General features: G+C 57.7%; 15 protein-coding genes. 14 read left to right on the forward strand and 1 reads right to left on the reverse strand.

What is annotated here, in order from left to right:
- The first annotated feature begins 94 nt into the window (after positions 1-94).
- From rpsA to BMF08_RS13305, 9 genes are all read left to right on the forward strand, one after another.
- Positions 95-1,768 (forward strand): 30S ribosomal protein S1, encoded by a 1,674-nt coding sequence (gene rpsA, locus BMF08_RS13265; protein WP_072568030.1) that lies wholly within the window; start codon positions 95-97, stop codon positions 1,766-1,768.
- A 158-nt stretch (positions 1,769-1,926) separates the two neighbouring features.
- Positions 1,927-2,214 (forward strand): integration host factor subunit beta, encoded by a 288-nt coding sequence (gene ihfB, locus BMF08_RS13270; protein WP_072568031.1) that lies wholly within the window; start codon positions 1,927-1,929, stop codon positions 2,212-2,214.
- 218 nt (positions 2,215-2,432) lie between these two features.
- Positions 2,433-4,697 carry a ComEC family protein gene (locus BMF08_RS13275; RefSeq protein WP_072568032.1) on the forward strand — a complete coding sequence of 755 codons (2,265 nt, stop codon included), beginning with the start codon at positions 2,433-2,435 and terminating at the stop codon, positions 4,695-4,697.
- 36 nt (positions 4,698-4,733) lie between these two features.
- On the forward strand, positions 4,734-6,482 hold the full coding sequence (gene msbA, locus BMF08_RS13280; protein ID WP_072568033.1) for a lipid A ABC transporter ATP-binding protein/permease MsbA: 1,749 nt from the start codon (positions 4,734-4,736) through the stop codon (positions 6,480-6,482).
- Positions 6,479-7,474, forward strand: coding sequence for a tetraacyldisaccharide 4'-kinase (lpxK, locus tag BMF08_RS13285; protein ID WP_072568034.1), 996 nt, complete (start codon positions 6,479-6,481; stop codon positions 7,472-7,474). The genes msbA and lpxK overlap by 4 nt, the downstream gene beginning before the upstream one ends.
- Positions 7,475-7,499: 25 nt before the next feature.
- Positions 7,500-8,729, forward strand: a complete 1,230-nt coding sequence (locus BMF08_RS13290; protein WP_072568035.1) for a winged helix-turn-helix domain-containing protein — start codon at positions 7,500-7,502, stop codon at positions 8,727-8,729.
- Positions 8,730-8,783: 54 nt separating this feature from the next.
- Entirely contained in the window at positions 8,784-8,966 is a 183-nt protein-coding gene (gene ycaR / locus BMF08_RS13295) for a protein YcaR (protein ID WP_072568036.1), read from the forward strand.
- Positions 8,963-9,715: a 3-deoxy-manno-octulosonate cytidylyltransferase gene (gene kdsB / locus BMF08_RS13300; protein WP_072568037.1), complete on the forward strand. Its 753-nt coding sequence runs from the start codon at positions 8,963-8,965 to the stop codon at positions 9,713-9,715. Before ycaR ends, kdsB begins: the two co-directional genes overlap by 4 nt.
- A 146-nt stretch (positions 9,716-9,861) precedes the next feature.
- A complete protein-coding gene (locus BMF08_RS13305; protein ID WP_072568038.1) occupies positions 9,862-10,767 on the forward strand; it encodes a YcbJ family phosphotransferase in 906 nt (301 codons plus the stop codon).
- Here the strand turns inward: BMF08_RS13305 and elyC are convergent.
- Entirely contained in the window at positions 10,732-11,511 is a 780-nt protein-coding gene (gene elyC / locus BMF08_RS13310; protein WP_072569429.1) for an envelope biogenesis factor ElyC, read from the reverse strand. The two genes, BMF08_RS13305 and elyC, sit on opposite strands and share 36 nt — an antisense overlap.
- A 115-nt stretch (positions 11,512-11,626) precedes the next feature.
- On the opposite strand from elyC, the gene cmoM reads away from it, so the two are divergent.
- The 5 genes from cmoM to ldtD all read left to right on the forward strand — a co-directional run bounded on the left by cmoM (position 11,627) and on the right by ldtD (position 20,897).
- Positions 11,627-12,406: a tRNA uridine 5-oxyacetic acid(34) methyltransferase CmoM gene (gene cmoM, locus BMF08_RS13315; protein WP_072568039.1), complete on the forward strand. Its 780-nt coding sequence runs from the start codon at positions 11,627-11,629 to the stop codon at positions 12,404-12,406.
- A 3-nt stretch (positions 12,407-12,409) separates the two neighbouring features.
- Positions 12,410-13,732, forward strand: coding sequence for a chromosome partition protein MukF (mukF, locus tag BMF08_RS13320; protein WP_072568040.1), 1,323 nt, complete (start codon positions 12,410-12,412; stop codon positions 13,730-13,732).
- A complete protein-coding gene (gene mukE, locus BMF08_RS13325; RefSeq protein WP_072568041.1) occupies positions 13,713-14,417 on the forward strand; it encodes a chromosome partition protein MukE in 705 nt (234 codons plus the stop codon). The genes mukF and mukE overlap by 20 nt, the downstream gene beginning before the upstream one ends.
- Complete coding sequence (mukB, locus tag BMF08_RS13330; protein ID WP_072568042.1) at positions 14,417-18,871, forward strand: chromosome partition protein MukB; 4,455 nt, start codon at positions 14,417-14,419, stop codon at positions 18,869-18,871. Before mukE ends, mukB begins: the two co-directional genes overlap by 1 nt.
- Before the next feature lie 169 nt (positions 18,872-19,040).
- The gene (gene ldtD / locus BMF08_RS13335; protein WP_072568043.1) at positions 19,041-20,897 is read left to right on the forward strand and encodes a L,D-transpeptidase; all 1,857 of its coding nucleotides are present in this window, start codon (positions 19,041-19,043) and stop codon (positions 20,895-20,897) included.
- The last annotated feature ends 173 nt before the right edge of the window (positions 20,898-21,070 follow it).

The following is a 21,070-nucleotide window of genomic DNA, read 5'->3' on the forward strand; positions in this document are numbered from 1 at the left end:
CTGCTGCAATGGAGTGTGAGCAGGCATGTGAAACAACCCCATCCGGCATGAAGCCAGATGGACGTTAAATTGAAGAATCCTGAAGATTATCAATATGACAGAATCTTTTGCTCAACTATTTGAAGAATCCTTAAAAACAATCGAAACCCGTCCGGGTTCCATCGTTCGTGGTGTTGTTGTTGCTATCGATAAAGATATCGTACTGGTTGATGCCGGTCTGAAATCTGAGTCCGCCATCCCGGCTGAGCAGTTCAAGAACGCCCAGGGCGAACTGGAAATTCAGGTTGGTGACGAAGTTGACGTTGCGCTGGACGCAGTCGAAGACGGCTTCGGTGAAACTCTGCTGTCCCGTGAGAAAGCTAAACGTCATGAAGCTTGGATCACGCTGGAAAAAGCATACGAAGACGCTGAAACTGTTGTTGGTGTTATCAACGGCAAAGTTAAAGGTGGCTTCACTGTTGAGCTGAACGGTATTCGTGCGTTCCTGCCGGGTTCCCTGGTAGACGTGCGTCCGGTTCGCGATACTCTGCACCTCGAAGGCAAAGAGCTCGAGTTCAAAGTTATCAAGCTTGATCAGAAACGCAACAACGTGGTTGTTTCCCGTCGTGCGGTTATCGAGTCTGAGAACAGCGCTGAGCGCGATCAGCTGCTTGAAAACCTGCAAGAAGGCATGGAAGTTAAAGGTATCGTTAAGAACCTCACTGACTACGGTGCATTCGTTGATCTGGGTGGCGTTGACGGCCTGCTGCACATCACAGACATGGCATGGAAACGCGTTAAGCATCCGAGCGAAATCGTAAACGTTGGCGACGAAATCACTGTTAAAGTGCTGAAGTTCGACCGCGAGCGTACTCGTGTATCTCTGGGCCTGAAACAGCTGGGCGAAGATCCGTGGGTAGCTATCGCTAAGCGTTATCCGGAAGGTACCAAACTGACTGGTCGCGTGACCAACCTGACCGACTACGGCTGCTTCGTTGAAATCGAAGAAGGCGTTGAAGGCCTGGTTCACGTTTCCGAAATGGATTGGACCAACAAAAACATCCACCCGTCCAAAGTTGTTAACGTTGGCGATGTAGTGGAAGTTATGGTTCTGGATATCGACGAAGAACGTCGTCGTATCTCCCTGGGTCTGAAGCAGTGCAAATCTAACCCATGGCAGCTGTTTGCTGAGACGCACAACAAAGGCGACCGTGTTGAAGGTAAAATCAAGTCTATCACTGACTTCGGTATCTTCATCGGCCTGGACGGCGGCATCGACGGCCTGGTTCACCTGTCTGACATCTCCTGGAACGTTACAGGCGAAGAAGCAGTTCGTGAATACAAAAAAGGCGACGAAATCGCAGCCGTTGTTCTGCAGGTTGACGCAGAGCGTGAGCGTATCTCCCTGGGCGTTAAACAGCTCGCAGAAGATCCGTTCAACAACTACGTTGCTCTGAACAAGAAAGGCGCAATCGTAAACGGTAAAGTGACTGCAGTTGACGCTAAAGGCGCAACCGTAGAACTGGCTGACGGCGTTGAAGGTTACCTGCGCGCTTCTGAAGCGTCCCGTGACCGCGTTGAAGATGCAACTCTGGTTCTGAACGTAGGCGACGACGTTGAAGCTAAATTCACCGGTGTTGACCGTAAAAACCGCGTAGTTAGCCTGTCTGTTCGTGCGAAAGACGAAGCTGACGAGAAAGATGCAATCGCTACTGTTAACAACAAACAGGAAGAAAGCAACTTCTCCAACGCGATGGCTGAAGCGTTCAAAGCAGCTAAAGGCGAGTAATCAGATACTCTCTATCTTTTGTGCTAACGCATGAAGGATGACGAGTAGCTTGACAGATTGCAGGATTCGTCCTGTAATCAATAACAAAGGGCGGCTACGGCCGCCCTTGTTTAATAAGCTGTTAGCTAATTTTCCTTACTAAGGAAACCGGAGGAATCATGACCAAGTCAGAATTGATCGAAAGACTTGCCACCCAGCAATCGCATATCCCGGCAAAGGCTGTTGAAGATGCGGTGAAAGAGATGCTGGAGCATATGGCCTCGACTCTTGCACAGGGCGAGCGCATTGAGATCCGCGGTTTCGGCAGTTTCTCTCTGCACTATCGTGCACCCCGCACCGGACGTAACCCCAAGACAGGCGACAAAGTGGATCTGGAAGGCAAATATGTCCCACACTTTAAGCCGGGTAAAGAATTACGTGACCGCGCCAACATTTATGAAAATTAAGTTTTACTGCTGATAAGCGAAAACTTAATGACCTGAAAAAAGCACCCAATGAGGTGCTTTTTTCATGGCTGGTACATCTCTCCGCAACCCGCGCCGCATTTTTAAAGCGCCGTTGCTGCAAACCGATAAAATCTTCCCGGCCTTCGCCGTAAATCCGCAAACGCCTGCCCGACATCTCACGCTGGTTTATGCACACTACCTGCAACAAGGAGGTGGGGATGCATTTGCCAGGAATTGCCCTGTGTCTGCTGACCGCGATAACGCCACTGCTGTGGTTGCCAAAACTGCCGGATCTTAACAGCATCTTCATTATGATCTTTATCGGTTGTTTGGCAGGCGTTTGCCGCGATCGCCGCTCAGGTTATATCGGGCTATGGCTGCTGTTTATGGCGTGGGGGATGCTTGCCGCTAAAGAAGCCCTCTGGCCGACAGAGCACCTGCCCGGACGCGTCCGGCAGGCGGAAGTGCGTCTTACCGGTACCGATAACGTCACTACGCACCGCGGCGTGATAGAAAGGCTGAACGGGAAAGCTCTGTATCCTGCGCCGGGGATCATGCTTTATGGCGAATACCTGCCGCAGCCTGCCTGTGCCGGACAATTATGGAAGATGACCCTCAGGGTGCGCCCGGTTCACGGTCAGCTTAACGACGGGGGATTTGATACTCAGCGCTACGCCCTGGCCACACACAAGCCCGTGACCGGCCGCTTCACCCGGGCGAACGTGCTTGATGCCCGCTGTAGCCTGCGGGCGCAGTATCTGGCTTCCCTTGACGCAACGCTTGAAAAAGCACGCTGGCGAGCGGTGCTGCTGGCATTAGGAATGGGGGAGCGAAGAGCACTGGATGCCCCGGTGAAAGCGATTATGCGTCAGACCGGCACTGCACATCTGATGGCCATATCCGGACTGCATATTGCTCTTGCGGCCACGCTCGGCTGGCTGTTAGCTCGCGGAATACAGTTCTTACTGCCGGGCCGCTGGATCGACTGGCGCGCGCCCTTATTAACAGGACTGCTATGCGCGACAGGTTATGCCTGGCTGACCGGGCTGCAACCGCCCGCCCTGCGCACAGTCGTGTCGCTTGCGGTGCTGGCGGCGCTGCGGCTTTCAGGACGGCAATGGTCGGCGTGGCACGTCTGGCTCTGCTGTCTCGCGGCGATCCTGTTTATCGATCCGCTTGCGGTATTGTCAGAAAGCCTGTGGCTGTCGGCGTTCGCGGTAGCGGCGTTAATCTTCTGGTATCAGTGGCTACCGCTGCCCGCGTTTCGCGGCGGACGATTACTGCGCAGCATGATAAGCCTGATCCACCTGCAAACTGGCATGATGCTATTACTGCTGCCGTTACAGGTGGCGCTGTTTCACGGCATCAGCCTGACATCCCTGGTGGCTAATTTGCTGGCGGTGCCGCTTGTCACCTTCGTATGTGTGCCGCTGATCCTGGCAGGGATGTTGCTGCATCTGACGGCATTTAACGGACTGGAAGCCTGGATCTGGACGCGAGCCGATGACACGCTGACGGCGCTGTTCGGCTTTCTGAATGCTTTACCCGATGGCTGGTACAGCATCGACAGGCGCTGGCAATGGCTGGCATTTGCGCCCTGGCTGATGATAGTTATCTGGCGTCTGCGTATCTGGAAAACGTCGCCCTTTGTCTGTGCCGCAGCGGTGCTGCTGATGGCGCAGCCGTTATGGAAAAGCACGCCCAAAGACCGCTGGTCTGTCTATATGCTGGATGTCGGGCAGGGGCTGGCGATGGTGGTTGCCCGGCAGGGCAAGGCCATTCTCTATGATACCGGGCTGGCATGGCCGGGCGGCGACAGTGCACAGCAATTGATTGTACCCTGGCTGCGCTGGCATCACCTGCAGCCGGAAGGCATCATCCTCAGTCATGACCATCTCGATCACCGGGGCGGGCTGGAAACCCTGCGTCAGACGTGGCCAGCGGCCTGGATCCGCAGTCCGCTGGACGAGGCCGGGCATTTGCCGTGCTTTCGCGGCCAGCGCTGGCAGTGGCAGGGGCTGACGTTCAGCGTTCACTGGCCGTTGCCGGGTACTGCCCTTCAGGGAAACAACCGCTCCTGCGTGGTAAAAGTGGACGACGGTAAAAACAGCATTTTGCTTACCGGCGACATTGAAGCTTCCGCAGAGCAATCTATGCTTAGCCATTACTGGCAGCATTTACGGGCAACTGTCGTTCAGGTGCCGCATCATGGCAGCAGCACATCGTCGTCGCTGCCCTTGCTGCAACGGGCAGGAGGCCAGGCGGCACTGGCCTCAGCGTCACGCTTTAACGCCTGGCGATTGCCATCAGAAAAGATTGTTCGCCGTTATCAGCAGCAGGGATATAAGTGGTTCGATACCCCGCACCAGGGGCAAATCAGCCTCCATTTTTCCGCAGAAGGATGGGAAATCTTAGGCTTACGGGATCAACTTTTCCCGCGTTGGTATCATCAGTGGTTTGGCGTCCCAGGATATAACAGGTAGAATATGCGGCTATTTCAACAAGTGCTGGTTTTTTGAATGCATAACGACAAAGATCTCTCCACGTGGCAAACATTCCGCCGTCTCTGGCCAATGATTGCACCTTTCAAAACGGGTCTGCTCGTGGCGGGTGTAGCGTTAATCCTCAACGCAGCCAGCGATACCTTCATGCTATCGCTCCTCAAACCTTTACTGGACGAAGGCTTTGGTAAAACAGACCGATCGGTGCTGCTGTGGATGCCGCTGGTGGTCATTGGACTGATGATCCTGCGCGGACTCACCAGTTATGTGTCGAGTTACTGTATCTCCTGGGTGTCGGGCAAAGTGGTGATGACCATGCGTCGTCGCCTGTTTGGTCATATGATGGGGATGCCGGTTGCTTTCTTCGACAAGCAATCTACCGGGACGCTGCTGTCCCGTATCACTTACGACTCCGAGCAGGTGGCTTCCTCCTCTTCCGGTGCGCTGATCACCGTCGTACGCGAAGGGGCCTCGATTATCGGGCTGTTTGTACTGATGTTTTACTACAGCTGGCAGCTCTCCCTCATTCTTATTGTCCTGGCGCCCATTGTGTCCATCGCTATTCGCGTAGTGTCGAAGCGTTTTCGCAGCATCAGTAAGAATATGCAGAACACCATGGGGCAGGTGACCACCAGCGCCGAGCAGATGCTGAAAGGCCACAAAGAAGTGCTGATTTTCGGTGGTCAGGGCGTCGAAGCCAAACGCTTCGATAAGGTCAGCAATAAGATGCGTTTGCAGGGCATGAAAATGGTCTCCGCATCGTCGATTTCCGATCCTATTATTCAGCTGATCGCCTCGCTGGCGCTGGCATTTGTACTCTATGCCGCCAGCTTCCCGAGCGTAATGGAAACCCTCACGGCCGGTACCATCACCGTGGTGTTCTCCTCCATGATCGCCCTGATGCGTCCGCTGAAATCGCTCACCAACGTCAACGCCCAGTTCCAGCGCGGTATGGCGGCCTGTCAGACGCTGTTCTCCATTCTCGACAGCGAGCAGGAAAAAGACGAAGGCACCCGCCAGCTTGAGCGCGCGAAAGGCGACATCGAATTCCGTAACGTCACCTTTACCTATCCGGGCCGTGATACGCCTGCGCTGCGTAATATCAACCTGACCATTCCGGCGGGTAAAACCGTGGCGCTGGTCGGGCGCTCCGGGTCGGGTAAATCGACCATGGCAAGCCTGCTGACCCGTTTTTACGACATCGACGAAGGGGAAATTCTGCTCGACGGACACGATCTGCGCGAATACACCCTGGCGTCGCTGCGTAATCAGGTGGCGCTGGTTTCGCAGAATGTCCATCTCTTCAATGATACCGTGGCTAACAACATTGCCTATGCCCGCACTGAAGAGTACAGCCGCGAGCAGGTAGAGAATGCCGCCCGCATGGCCTATGCGCTGGACTTTATCAATAAGATGGATAACGGTCTCGATACCATCATTGGTGAAAACGGCGTCCTGCTTTCCGGCGGTCAGCGTCAGCGTATCGCCATTGCCCGCGCGCTGCTGCGTGACAGCCCGATCCTCATCCTTGATGAAGCCACCTCGGCGCTGGACACCGAATCAGAACGCGCCATTCAGGCGGCGCTGGATGAACTGCAAAAGAATCGGACTTCCATGGTCATCGCCCATCGCCTGTCGACCATCGAACAGGCCGATGAAATTGTGGTGGTGGAAGACGGACGTATCGTCGAACGCGGTAGCCACGCCGATTTGATTGCCCGTCAGGGCGTGTACGCTCAGCTGCATAAGATGCAGTTCGGCGAATGATAGCCCGCATCTGGTCAGGGGAGTCGCCGCTGTGGCGACTGCTGCTGCCGCTCTCCTGGCTGTATGGTCTGGTGAGCGGCGCGATCCGCCTGAGCTACCGTATCGGACTGAATAAATCCTGGCGCGCGCCCGTGCCGGTGGTGGTGGTGGGGAATCTCACCGCGGGCGGCAACGGCAAAACGCCGGTGGTGATCTGGCTGGTGGAGCAACTGCAACAGCGTGGCGTGCGCGTGGGCATCGTCTCGCGCGGTTACGGCGGCAAGGCTGCCCGTTACCCGCTGCTGCTCAATCCGCAAACGTCTACCGATGAAGCCGGTGATGAGCCGGTGTTGATTTTCCAGCGCACCGGCGCGCCTGTGGCGGTGTCGCCCGTGCGATCCGACGCGGTGCAGGCGATCCTTGCCCGCTACCCGGTGCAAATCATCGTCACTGACGACGGTTTGCAGCACTACCGTCTCGCCAGAGATAAAGAAATTGTGGTGATCGACGGCGTACGTCGCTTCGGCAATGGCTGGTGGCTGCCCGCAGGCCCGATGCGCGAGCGGGCTTCCAGACTGCAAAGCGTGGATGCGGTGATCGTCAACGGCGGCGAAGCGCGGCAGGGTGAGATCCCGATGCGTCTGCACCCTGGTCTGGCGATTAATCTGAAAAGCGGCGAGCGTCGGGACGTGCGCGAACTGGCGCATGTCGTTGCGATGGCGGGCATTGGTCATCCGCCGCGCTTCTTTGCCACCCTGGCCGACTGCGGCGTGCAGCCTGAAAAAGCTATTGCGCTTGCCGATCACCAGGCGCTGGATCATGCTCAGGTCAGCGCCTTTACCGGATCCGGTCAGACGCTGGTCATGACCGAAAAAGACGCGGTGAAGTGCCGTGCGTTTGCTGAAGATCACTGGTGGTATCTGCCGGTGGATGCACAGCTTACGGGAGACAAACCCGAACAACTTCTCCGGGAACTGCTTACGCTGGCGCAGCAGGGTAACCATCCGGCCTGAGGCGCTGCTTATCACAGGGATCCCTATGTCAGTTGCGCATCTTTCTCTATCCGCCGCCCGCTGTCTGCATCTCGCCGCACAGGGGCTACTAAAAAAACCGCGTCGCCGTGCCCGTCCCGCCGATATTCTCGCCGCGATCCGCCGCATGTCCCTGCTGCAAATCGACACCATTAATATCGTGGCGCGCAGCCCTTATCTGGTGCTGTTCAGCCGTCTCGGCGCTTATCCGCAGCACTGGCTTGATGACGCCTTACGCGCCGGTGACCTCATGGAATACTGGGCCCATGAAGCCTGTTTCCTGCCGCGCAGCGATTTTGCGCTGGTGCGCCATCGCATGCTGAACCCGCAAAATATGGGCTGGAAATACCGTGCCGCCTGGATGGAGGAGCATGCGCCAGAGATCGAACAGCTTTTGCTGCAAATCCATGAAAACGGCCCGGTACGCTCGGCGGACTTTGCCCATCCGCGCACCGGTACCAGCGGCTGGTGGGACTGGAAACCGCATAAAAAGCATCTGGAGGGGCTGTACACTGCCGGCAAGGTGATGGTGGTTGAACGGCGAAACTTCCAGCGCGTTTACGATCTCACCAGCCGCGTGATGCCGGAGTGGGACGACGAACGCGATCTGCTCAGCCAGACGCAGGCCGAAGCCATTATGCTGGAAAACAGCGCCCGCAGCCTTGGGCTGTTTCGTCCTCAATGGCTGGCGGATTACTACCGTCTGCGTCAGCCTGCGCTGCCAGCCTTACTCGCGCGCTGGCAGGAAGAACAAAAAATTATTCCGGTCACCGTTGAGGAGCTTGGCCCGGCATGGGTGCACGCCTCGCTGACGGAAGAGCTGGCGCTGGCCGCAGCGGGCAAACTGACCGCCACCCACAGCGCCGTGCTGTCGCCCTTTGATCCTTTGGTCTGGGATCGCAAGCGTGCCGAACAGCTGTTTAACTTCAGCTACCGTCTGGAATGCTACACCCCTGCGCCCAAACGGCAGTACGGCTATTTTGTTCTGCCGCTGCTGCACGCCGGTCAGCTGGTCGGGCGTATGGATGCCAAAATGCACCGCAAAACGGGCGTGCTGGAAATCATTGCGCTCTACCCGGAGGCGGGCATCACGCCTGGCCGCACGCTGGAAAAGGGACTTCTTCAGGCCATTACCGAATTTGCCGCCTGGCAGGGAGCGACCCGCGTGAGCATAACGCGCTGTCCGCCGGAATTATTCCCTGCCTGTCCCACAGGCTGGGAAATTGACCCGGCCTGAAAAATGTATATGGTAAACTTTTGCGAAACCTTATCCGTTCCATCTGGAGGAACCATGGATCACCGTCTGCTTGAAATCATCGCCTGCCCGGTTTGCACCGGCAAACTCTATTACAGCCAGGAGAAACAGGAGCTGGTCTGCAAAATCGACAATCTGGCGTTCCCGGTGCGTGAAGGCATTCCGGTGCTGCTGGAAAACGAAGCCCGCGCCCTCACTGCTGAAGAGAACCGTCCATGAGTTTCGTCGTCATAATTCCGGCGCGCTATGCCTCAACCCGTCTGCCGGGCAAACCGCTGGTGGACATCAACGGCAAGCCGATGGTGGTGCACGTGCTGGAGCGTGCCCGCGAATCTGGCGCGGAACGCATTATTGTCGCCACGGATCATGAAGAGGTGGCCCGTGCGGTGGAAGCGGTGGGTGGCGAAGTGTGCATGACCCGCGTCGATCATCAGTCCGGCACCGAACGTCTGGCGGAAGTGGTGGAAAAATGCGGTCTTAGCGACGACACCATCATCGTCAATATTCAGGGCGATGAGCCGATGATCCCCCCGGCGATTGTGCGTCAGGTGGCGGAAAATCTGGCGCAGCGCGACGTGGGTATGGCGACCCTGGCGGTGCCGATCCACAGCGCAGAAGAAGCCTTCAATCCGAACGCGGTAAAAGTGGTGACCGATGCGCAGGGCTATGCGCTCTATTTCTCCCGCGCCACCATTCCCTGGGATCGCGATCGTTTTGCGCAAAGCCGTGACGCCATCGGCCATACTTTCCTGCGCCATATCGGGATTTATGGCTATCGCGCTGGCTTTATCCGCCGCTATGTCACCTGGCAGCCAAGCCAGCTTGAGCAGATCGAAATGCTGGAGCAACTGCGTGTGCTCTGGTACGGCGAGAAAATTCACGTGGCCGTCGCGCAGACGGTGCCGGGTACCGGTGTGGACACGCCGGAAGATCTGGAGCGTGTTCGCGTCGAAATGGCCCGCAGCTAATCCCTCCGTACTTTGTCCAGAGATAAGCTAAAACGCGGTACAGCCTTATCTTTGGACTATCTCCTGCTCTTTTGATCTCATGCGGGTGACAAGATCGTGACAGACGCTCATTATGAAAACAGTAGTTTTCATAGGGGTAAACGGATATGGAACGATTGCGCGCTGAATTGAGTCATCTACTGGGCGAAAGGCTAAGCCGCCTGGAATGCGTAAGCGAAAAAGCGGATACCGCACTGTGGTCACTGTACGACAGCAACGGTAATCCGCTGCCATTACTGGCAAGAAGCTTTACCACGCCCGGGGTTGCCCGCCAGTTGGCGTGGAAAATGTCGATGCTGGCGCGCAGCGGCACGGTACGTTTACCGGTGGTGTACGGTGTCATGACCCATGAAGAGCACCCCGGCCCCGACGTCTTACTGATTGAGCGGCTGCGCGGGGTATCGGTGGAAGCCCCGGCCCGTTCGCCGGAGCGCTGGCAACAGCTCAAAGATCAGATTGTCGAAGGCCTGCTGAGCTGGCACAGACACGACAGCCACGGCTGCGTGGGCGTGGTGGACAGCACCCAGGAAAACATCTGGCCGTCCTGGTATCGCCAGCGCGTCGAAGTGCTGTGGACCACCCTCGGTCAGTTCAAAAATACCGGCCTTTCCATGCAGAACAAACGCATTTTGTTTCGCACCCGTGAATGTCTGCCCGCGCTCTTTGACGGCTTTAATGACAACTGTGTTCTGGTGCACGGCAATTTCACGCTGCGCAGTATGCTGAAAGATGCGCGCAGCGATCAGTTGCTCGCGGCGGTTACGCCCGGCCCGATGCTCTGGGCGCCCAGGGAGTATGAACTCTTCCGGCTGTGCGAAAGCGACTACGCCGAAAGCCTGCTGTGGCATTACCTCCAGCGCGCGCCCGTTGCGGAGTCCTTTATCTGGCGGCGCTGGTTGTATACGCTGTGGGATGAAGTGGCCCGGCTGGTCAATACCGGGCAGTTTAACCGCAGCCGCTTTGAGCTGGCCTCCAAATCACTCCTTCCCTGGCTCGCCGGAAGTGCCTTTTAACCACTGCCAGATGCGTCCCAGGGTTTCATAGCCCACCCGGTCGCTGTGCATCAGCCAGACCGGGGAGGGAATAATACGTTCCCAGGTGTTAAGCGGCGAGGCGATCGCCAACTGATTCGCCGGTGCAGGCAGCGGATGTAACCCGGCCTGCTGGAAAAATATCATCGCCCGCGGCAGATGGGACGCCGACGTCACCAGCAGGAAAGGCGCATCGCCAATCGCCGCTTTTACCGCCGCCGCTTCTTCTTCCGTATCTTTCGGCGTCCCCAGCGTAATAATGTCGCTGCGCGGAATGCCGAGGGTTTCCGCCACCCGCGCGCCCGCTTCAGCGGTGGTCACCGGATTGCCTGGCGCCGCCGCGCCGGTGAAGATCATCTTCGCGCCCGGGTTCATGCGCCACAAACGCACCGCCTCATTAAGACGCGGCAGACTGTTATTGATTAAATTCGAGCTGGGCGCCCACTCAGGGTTCCAGGTATAACCGCCCCCCAGCACCACGATATAACTCACCTGCTGCGTACCGCGCCAGGTAGGGTATTTATCTTCGATCGGTTTTAACAGGCCATCGGCGACGGGTTGCAGGCTCAGCAGTAACAGCACCAGCCAGCTGACGCTGACGAGGGTTTTGCCCGTGCGCTGGTAACGGGAAAACCACAGCAGAGCGATCCCGAGCGCCATCAGCAAAAGCAGCAGCGGCAGGGGGAGAATAAAACCGCCTATATATTTTTTGAGCGTAAAAAACACCGCATCCGTCTCCTTTTTAACCATACAGCAGGTGAATTCCGGCGATATTACACCAGATAGGTTCCTTCTGGGCGCGGCTGTGACAAAATAGCGGTTTTGCCAGGATCGCACAGCCATGAAGGATCGCAATTTCGACGACATCGCGGAAAAGTTCTCCCGCAACATCTATGGCACGACCAAGGGCCAGTTGCGTCAGGCGATCTTATGGCAGGATCTTGACGGTCTGCTGGCGACCTTTGGCACGCAGCCGCTGCGCATTCTCGATGCTGGCGGCGGTGAAGGACAAACGGCAATTAAAATGGCGCAGCGCGGTCATCACGTGACGCTGTGCGATGTGTCGGCTGAGATGATCGTCCGCGCAAAAGCGGCCGCCGACGCGCAGGGTGTGAGCGGCAACATGCATTTTGTACAATGCGCGGTGCAGGACATCAGCCAGCATTTGGAAAGCCCGCTTGATCTGATATTGTTTCACGCTGTGCTGGAATGGGTGGCGGAACCGGTCGCCGCGCTCCAGACCTTATGGTCGGTATTGCGCGAAGGCGGGGCGTTGTCCCTGATGTTCTTTAACGTCCATGGCCTGCTGATGCACAACATGGTGGTCGGGAATTTTGATTACGTACAGCTCGGGATGCCGAAGAAGAAAAAGCGCACGTTGTCGCCCGATTATCCGCGCGATCCCGCCGAGGTGTATCGCTGGCTGGAACAGATTGGCTGGCAGATCACCGGCAAAACGGGCGTGCGGGTGTTCCATGATTATCTGCGTGTAAAACAGATGCAACGCGACTGTTTTCCAGCGCTAGTCGAATTAGAAACACGCTATTGCCGTCAGGAGCCTTATATCAATCTTGGCCGCTATATACACGTGACCGCGCTAAAGCCGCAGGTGCAAGGATAAACGATGAGTGAATTTTCTCAGACAGTCCCCGAACTGGTCGCCTGGGCGAGGAAAAATGATTTTTCCATTTCGCTGCCGGTGGACAGGCTTTCATTTCTGCTGGCCGTCGCCACGCTGAATGGCGAACGCCTCGACGGAGAGATGAGCGAAGGGGAACTGGTAGACGCGTTCCGCCACGTCAGTGATGCGTTTGAGCAAACCAGCGAAACCATCAATGTGCGCGCGAACAACGCCATCAACGACATGGTGCGTCAACGTCTGCTGAACCGCTTTACCAGCGAACAGGCCGAAGGCAATGCCATTTACCGCCTGACGCCGCTGGGCATGGGCATTACCGATTACTATATTCGCCAGCGCGAATTCTCGACGCTGCGCCTTTCCATGCAGCTGTCCATCGTGGCGGCAGAGCTGAAACGGGCCGCCGATGCCGCCGATGCAGGCGGGGACGAGTTCCACTGGCACCGTAACGTTTTCGCGCCGCTGAAATACTCGGTGGCGGAGATTTTCGACAGCATCGATCTGACCCAGCGCGTGATGGACGAGCAGCAGCAGCTGGTGAAAGACGACATCGCCCAGCTGCTGAACAAAGACTGGCGCGCGGCCATTTCCAGCTGTGAACTTCTGTTGTCAGAAACCTCAGGTACACTGCGCGAACTGCAGGATACGCTGGAGGCGGCGGGGGATAAGCTGCAGGCCAATCTATTGCAGATCCAGGATGCCACCGTCGGACGCAACGATCTGGAGTTTGTTGACCGTCTGGTCTTCGATCTGCAAAGCAAGCTTGACCGCATCATAAGCTGGGGCCAGCAGGCTATTGACCTGTGGATCGGCTATGACCGCCACGTGCACAAATTTATCCGTACCGCTATCGACATGGATAAAAACCGCGTCTTCGCCCAGCGTCTGCGCCAGTCGGTACAAACCTATTTCGATGCCCCCTGGGCACTGACCTACGCCAGCGCAGACCGACTGCTGGATATGCGCGACGAAGAGATGACGCTGCGCGATGAAGAGGTCACCGGCGAACTGCCGCCGGATCTGGAGTTTGAAGAATTTAATGAAATCCGCGAGCAGCTCGCCGCGATGATCGAAGCACAGCTGGCGGTGTACAAAACCAGACAAGTGCCGCTCGATCTGGGCCTCGTGGTGCGCGAGTATCTGTCGCAATACCCGCGCGCGCGTCACTTCGACGTGGCGCGGATTGTGGTTGATCAGGCGGTGCGCCTCGGCGTAGCGCAGGGCGATTTCACCGGACTGCCACCCGAATGGCAGCCGATTAACGATTACGGAGCCAGGGTACAGGCGCATGTCATTGACAAATATTGAACAAGTGATGCCAGTGAAACTGGCGCAGGCGTTGGCGAATCCGTTGTTTCCGGCGCTGGACAGCGCACTGCGCGCCGGTCGTCACATCGGCCTGGATGAGCTGGATAATCACGCCTTTTTGATGGATTTCCAGGAGTATCTGGAAGAGTTTTACGCTCGTTATAACGTGGAGCTGATCCGCGCGCCGGAAGGTTTCTTCTATCTGCGCCCGCGCTCCACCACGCTTATTCCCCGCTCGGTGCTGTCAGAGCTGGACATGATGGTTGGCAAAATTCTCTGCTACCTCTACCTCAGCCCGGAGCGTCTGGCGAACGAAGGCATTTTCAGCCAGCAGGAGCTTTATGATGAGCTGCTGTCGCTGGCGGATGAAATGAAGCTCTTAAAACTGGTGAACAACCGTTCTACCGGCTCTGACCTTGACCGCCAGAAACTGCAGGAAAAAGTGCGCTCCTCGTTAAATCGTCTGCGCCGTCTCGGCATGATCTGGTTTATGGGCAACGACAACAGCAAATTCCGCATTAACGAATCGGTATTCCGCTTCGGCGCGGACGTGCGCAGCGGCGACGATCCGCGTGAAGCGCAGCGTCGCTTAATTCGTGATGGCGAAGCCATGCAGATTGAAAATAACCTGCAGCTCAATGACGAGCAGGAAGAAACTCTGCCGGACGGTGGGGAGGAAGAATAATGATCGACCGCGGAAAATTTCGCTCACTCACGCTGATTAACTGGAACGGCTTTTTTGCCCGCACCTTTGATCTGGATGAACTGGTCACCACGCTGTCAGGCGGTAACGGTGCCGGTAAGTCCACCACCATGGCGGCGTTCGTCACGGCGCTGATCCCGGATCTGACGCTACTGCACTTCCGTAACACCACCGAAGCGGGGGCCACCAGCGGCTCGCGCGATAAAGGTCTGCACGGCAAACTGAAAGCGGGCGTCTGTTATTCGGTACTCGACGTCATCAACTCGCGTCACCAGCGCGTGGTGGTGGGCGTGCGCCTGCAACAGGTCGCCGGACGCGATCGCAAAGTGGACATCAAACCCTTTGCTATTCAGGGGCTGCCTGCCGATATTCTGCCGACGCAGCTGCTGACCGAAACGCTGAACGAGCGCCAGGCGCGCGTGCTGTCGCTGGCCGAGCTGAAAGACAAGCTCGACACCCTGGAAGGGGTGCAGTTCAAGCAGTTTAACTCCATCACCGACTATCATTCGCTGATGTTCGATCTGGGCATTGTCGCCCGTCGTCTGCGCTCAGCCTCCGACCGTAGCAAATTCTACCGTCTGATCGAGGCCTCGCTGTATGGCGGGATCTCCAGCGCCATTACCCGTTCACTGCGCGACTACCTGCTGCCGGAAAACGGCGGCGTGCGTAAAGCGTTCCAGGATATGGAAGCCGCGCTGCGTGAAAACCGCATGACGCTGGAAGCGATCCGCGTCACCCAGTCGGACAGGGATCTGTTTAAACACCTGATCTCGGAAGCCACCAACTATGTGGCGTCGGACTATATGCGCCACGCCAACGAGCGCCGCGTGCATCTCGACCAGGCGCTGGCCTATCGTCGCGAACTCTTTACCTCCCGCCAGCAGCTGTCGGCGGAGCAGTACAAGCACGTGGATATGGCGCGCGAACTGCAGGAGCACACCGGTGCCGAGGGCGATCTGGAAGCCGAATATCAGGCCGCCAGCGATCACCTGAACCTGGTGCAAACCGCGCTGCGTCAGCAGGAAAAGATCGAACGCTACGAAGCGGATCTTGAAGAACTGCAAATCCGCCTCGAAGAACAGAACGAAGTGGTGGCGGAAGCCGCCGATCAGCAGGAAGAAAACGAAGCCCGCGCTGAAGCCGCCGAGCTGGAAGTGGATGAGCTGAAAAGCCAGCTGGCGAACTATCAGCAGGCGCTGGACGTGCAGCAAACGCGCGCCATTCAGTACAACCAGGCGTTGCAGGCCCTGCAACGCGCCCGCGAGCTTTGCCATCTGCCGGATCTGACCGCCGAAAGCGCCGACGAATGGCTGGAAACTTTCCAGGCCAAAGAGCAGGAAGCCACCGAAAAACTGTTGTCCCTCGATCAGAAAATGAGCGTCGCGCAAACCGCGCACAGCCAGTTTGAACAGGCTTACCAGCTGGTGGCGGCGATCAACGGCCCGCTGTCCCGTAACGAGGCCTGGAGCGTGGCGCGCGAATTACTGCGCGACGGCGTGAACCAGCGCCATCTGGCGGAGCAGGTGCAGCCGCTGCGCATGCGTCTGAACGAGCTGGAGCAGCGTCTGCGCGAACAGCAGGACGCCGAGCGTTTGCTGGCGGAATTCTGCAAACGCCACGGCAAAAATATCGATGCCGACGGCCTCGAAGCCCTGCATCAGCAGCTGGAAGCGCAAATCGCCTCGCTGTCTGAAACGGTGGCGAATGCCGGTGAACAGCGTATGGCGCTGCGTCAGGAGCTGGAACAGCTTCAGTCGCGTATTCAGGTGCTGATGAAGCGCGCCCCAATCTGGCTGGCGGCGCAGAACAGCCTGGCGCAACTGTGTGAGCAGACGGGCGAGGAGTTCGAAAGCAGCCAGGAAGTCACGGAATACCTGCAACAGCTGCTGGAGCGCGAGCGCGAAGCCATCGTCGAGCGCGATGAAGTGGGCGCGCGCAAACAGGCGGTTGACGACGAAATCGAGCGCTTAAGTCAGCCGGGCGGCTCCGAAGATCCGCGTCTTAATGCGCTGGCGGAGCGTTTTGGCGGCGTTCTGCTGTCGGAAATCTATGACGATGTCAGCCTTGAAGACGCTCCCTATTATTCGGCGCTTTACGGCCCGTCGCGCCACGCGATCGTGGTGCCGGATCTGTCACTGATCACCGAACAGTTAGAGGGGCTGGACGATTGTCCGGAAGATCTCTATCTGATCGAAGGGGATCCGCAGTCCTTTGACGACAGCGTGTTCGGCGTCGATGAGCTGGAAAAAGCGGTGATTGTGAAAGTCGCCGACCGCCAGTGGCGTTACTCCCGGTTCCCGTCGCTGCCGCTGTTTGGCCGCGCGGCGCGTGAAAACCGTATCGAAAGCCTGCATGCCGAGCGCGAAACCCTCTCTGAACGTTTCGCGACCCTGTCCTTTGACGTGCAGAAAACCCAGCGTCTGCATCAGGCGTTCAGCCGCTTTATCGGCGGTCATATCGGCGTGGCGTTCGAAAACGATCCCGAAGCCGAGATCCGCCAGCTGACCAGTCGCCGTGGCGAACTGGAACGCGCCATCAGCGCGCATGAAAATGACAACCAGCAAAGCCGCATGCAGTTTGAGCAGGCGAAAGAGGGCGTCGCCGCCCTTAACCGCTTGCTGCCGCGCATCAGTCTGCTGGAAGATGACACCCTTGCCGACCGCGTGGACGAGATCCGCGAACGTCTCGACGAGGCCGAAGAAGCGGCGCGCTTTATTCAGCAGTTCGGCAATCAGCTGGCGAAGCTGGAGCCAATGGTATCGGTGCTGCAAAGCGATCCGGAACAGTACGAACAGCTGAAAGAAGATTACGCGTACTCCCAGCAGGTACAGCGCGATGCGCGTCAGCAGGCGTTTGCGCTGATCGAAGTGGTACAGCGCCGCGCGCACTTCAGCTACAGCGATTCAGCGCAGATGCTCGACGGCAACAGCGATCTCAATGAGAAGCTGCGTAAACGTCTGGAACAGGCCGAAGCCGAACGTACTCGCGCCCGTGAAGCGATGCGCAGCCACGCCGCGCAGCTGAGCCAGTACAGTCAGGTGCAGGCATCGCTGAAAAGCTCTTACGACACCAAAAAAGAGCTGCTCAACGATCTGCTTAAAGAGTTGCAGGATATCGGCGTGCGCGCCGACAGCGGTGCCGAGGAGCGCGCGCGTATTCGTCGCGATGAACTGCATGCCCGTCTGTCCGGCAACCGCTCACGCCGCAACCAGCTGGAAAAAGCCCTGACCCTGTGTCAGGCAGAAATGGATACCCTGACGCGCAGCCTCAAACGCCTTGAGCGCGATTATCATGAGATGCGCGAGCAGGTCGTGATGTCGAAAGCGGGCTGGTGCGCGGTAATGCGCATGGTGAAAGACAATGGCGTTGAACGCCGTCTGCACCGCCGCGAGCTGGCATATCTCAGCGCCGATGAGCTGCGTTCCATGTCGGATAAAGCGCTGGGCGCGCTGCGTCTGGCGGTGGCCGACAACGAACACCTGCGTGACGTGCTGCGCCTGTCGGAAGATCCCAAACGTCCGGAGCGTAAAATTCAGTTCTTCGTGGCGGTGTATCAGCATCTGCGCGAGCGTATCCGTCAGGATATTATCCGCACCGACGATCCGGTCGAGGCCATCGAACAGATGGAAATCGAACTGAGCCGTCTGACGGAAGAGCTGACCTCCCGCGAGCAGAAGCTGGCTATCAGCTCCCGCAGCGCGGCGAATATCATCCGTAAAACCATTCAGCGCGAGCAGAACCGTATTCGTCAGCTGAACCAGGGCCTGCAAAGCGTCTCCTTCGGCCAGGTAAACAGCGTGCGGCTTAATGTCAACGTGCGGGAAACCCACGCCACGCTGCTGGACGTCCTCTCGGAGCAGCACGAGCAGCATCAGGATCTGTTCAACAGCAATCGCCTGACCTTCTCGGAAGCGCTGGCGAAGCTGTATCAGCGCCTGAATCCGCAGATCGACATGGGCCAGCGCACGCCGCAGACCATCGGTGAAGAGCTGCTGGACTACCGCAACTATCTGGAGATGGAAGTGGAAGTGAACCGTGGCTCCGACGGCTGGCTGCGTGCGGAATCCGGCGCGCTCTCCACCGGGGAGGCGATCGGTACCGGTATGTCCATCCTGGTGATGGTGGTACAAAGCTGGGAAGACGAAGCCCGCCGCCTGCGCGGAAAAGATATCTCGCCATGCCGTCTGCTGTTCCTTGATGAAGCGGCCCGTCTGGATGCCCGTTCCATTGCCACGCTGTTTGAACTTTGTGAACGCCTGGAGATGCAGCTGATCATCGCGGCGCCGGAAAATATCAGTCCGGAAAAAGGCACCACCTACAAACTGGTGCGTAAGGTCTTCAACAACCAGGAGCACGTACACGTGGTGGGGCTGCGCGGCTTTGCGCCGCAGTTGCCGGAGCCCTTACCCGGAACGGCGGATGCCAACGCATCCTGATTTTTCAAAACAGAGGGTGGCTTTTGCCACCCTTTTCTTTTCTGAACGCCAGGTTTTCTTTAAACTTCTTTACATTAGGCCGGGCAAATGTATTTTTAGCTTTATATACTCAATATAAGCGTGACGCGTTAACCTCGTCGCAACAATTTATAAAAACAGGGGGCAAGGGATGTTGCTGAATAAAATGAAGGGTCGTCGGATGTCCGCACTGGGTTTGTGCCTGGCATTCGCATTTGCTCCGCTGTTTAACGCCATGGCCGATGAGCCGGAGGCGATCCCCACCGACAGCTCGGCAACTACCGGCCAACAGCCAACGGCGCTGTTACAGCCGCTGGAACAGTCACGCGCCACGGCGGTGATGGCAGGCCTTGTGACGCTGCCGGACGACGCGGTCGCCAGTACGCGCAGCGCGCTTGAGGCGGCATTACCGGCGGGCTATAAACCGGTCTATATGAATCAGCTGGCGGCGCTGTACGCGGCGCGCGAGCAGAAGCCGATGTGGGAGAATCGCGAGGCGGTGAAAGCCTTCCAGCAGCAGCTGGCGGAAGTGGCGATCGCCGGTTTCCAGCCGCAGTTTACCGCCTGGGTGGAATTACTCACCGATCCGGGCGTGAGCGGAATGGCCCGCGACCTGGTGCTGTCTGACGCGATGATGGGCTATCTGCAGTTTATTGCCGCCATCCCGGTTAAGGGCAACAGCTGGTTGTACAGCGCTAAACCCTATGCGCTGGCGACCCCGCCGCTGTCCGTCATAAACCAGTGGCAGCTGGCGCTGGATAAAGGCGAGCTGCCCTCATTCATTGCGCAGCTTGCGCCGCAACACGAACAGTATGCCGCCATGCACACCGCGTTGCTGGCGCTGGTGGCGGATTCCCAGCCCTGGCCGCAACTGACCTCCGCGGGCAAGCTCAACCCGGGTCAGTGGAGTAATGACGTGCCGGCGCTGCGGGAAATTCTCAGCCGCTCCGGTATGCTTGATGACGGTCCTAAGATTGCGCTGCCGGGCGACAGCAGCGACAGCGGGGCGGTGGTCAGTCCGTCGGCGGCAAACGTGGACGAAAACGCAGCCCAGCCGACGCCGGTACCGGATAAGAAAAATAAGCGGGTGGCTGCGGTACGCAGTGCCTACAGTAAAGATCTGGTGGAAGGGGTGAAGCGCTTTCAGGCTTCTCAGGGGCTTGGGGCGGACGGCGTGATAGGGCCATCAACCCGCGACGCGCTGAACATCTCCCCTGCGCAGCGGGCGGGTGTGCTGGCGCTTAATATCCAGCGACTGCGGCTGCTGCCGGAGAAGCTCTCCACCGGCATTATGGTGAATATTCCGGCCTATTCGCTGGTGTACTATCAGCAGGGCAACCAGGTGCTGTCGTCGCGGGTCATTGTGGGCCGTCCGGATCGTAAAACGCCGATGATGAGCAGCGCACTGAATAACGTGGTGGTTAACCCGCCGTGGAACGTGCCGCCGACGCTGGCGCGTAATGATATTCTGCCGAAGGTGTGGAACGATCCGGGGTATCTGGAGCGCCACAATTATGTCGTGCTGCGCGGCTGGAACAGTAAAGAGACCATCGATCCATGGCAGGTAGACTGGGGCACGATCACGCCGTCCAATCTGCCATTCCGTTTCCAGCAGGCGCCGGGCGCGCACAACTCGCTGGGCCGCTATAAATTCAATATGCCCAGCTCAGACGCCATCTATCTGCACGACACGCCGAACCATAACCTGTTCCAGAAAAACGCCCGTGCGCTGAGCTCCGGGTGCGTCAGGGTCAATAAGGCCTCAGAGCTGGCTAACATGCTGTTGCAGGATGCGGGCTGGAACGATACGCGCATCTCCGATGCCCTGCGCCAGGGCGACACGCGCTATGTGAATATTCGTCAGAGCATTCCGGTGAACCTTTACTACCTCACCGCCTTTGTCGACGCTGATGGCCGTACGCAGTATCGTACAGATATTTACAATTATGATCTCACCGCGCGATCAAGCGCACAAATCCTGCCAAAAGCGGAACAATTAATCAGGTAAATGAAGCAGTTCAGAAAAATCTGGAGTCGTAATTTCCGGCACTTACGCGCAAACGGGCAGAAATGCCCGTTTATTCGGGCCATTGACCTGGCTTGACGCAGACTTTGTTGCCCGGTAAGGTGCCTCTCGTGCGCCAGAAGTGCATAAATTACGCAACTCTTGACCTGTAGACC

This window comes from Enterobacter sp. SA187, assembly GCF_001888805.2.
Classification (GTDB): Bacteria; Pseudomonadota; Gammaproteobacteria; order Enterobacterales; family Enterobacteriaceae; genus Enterobacter_D.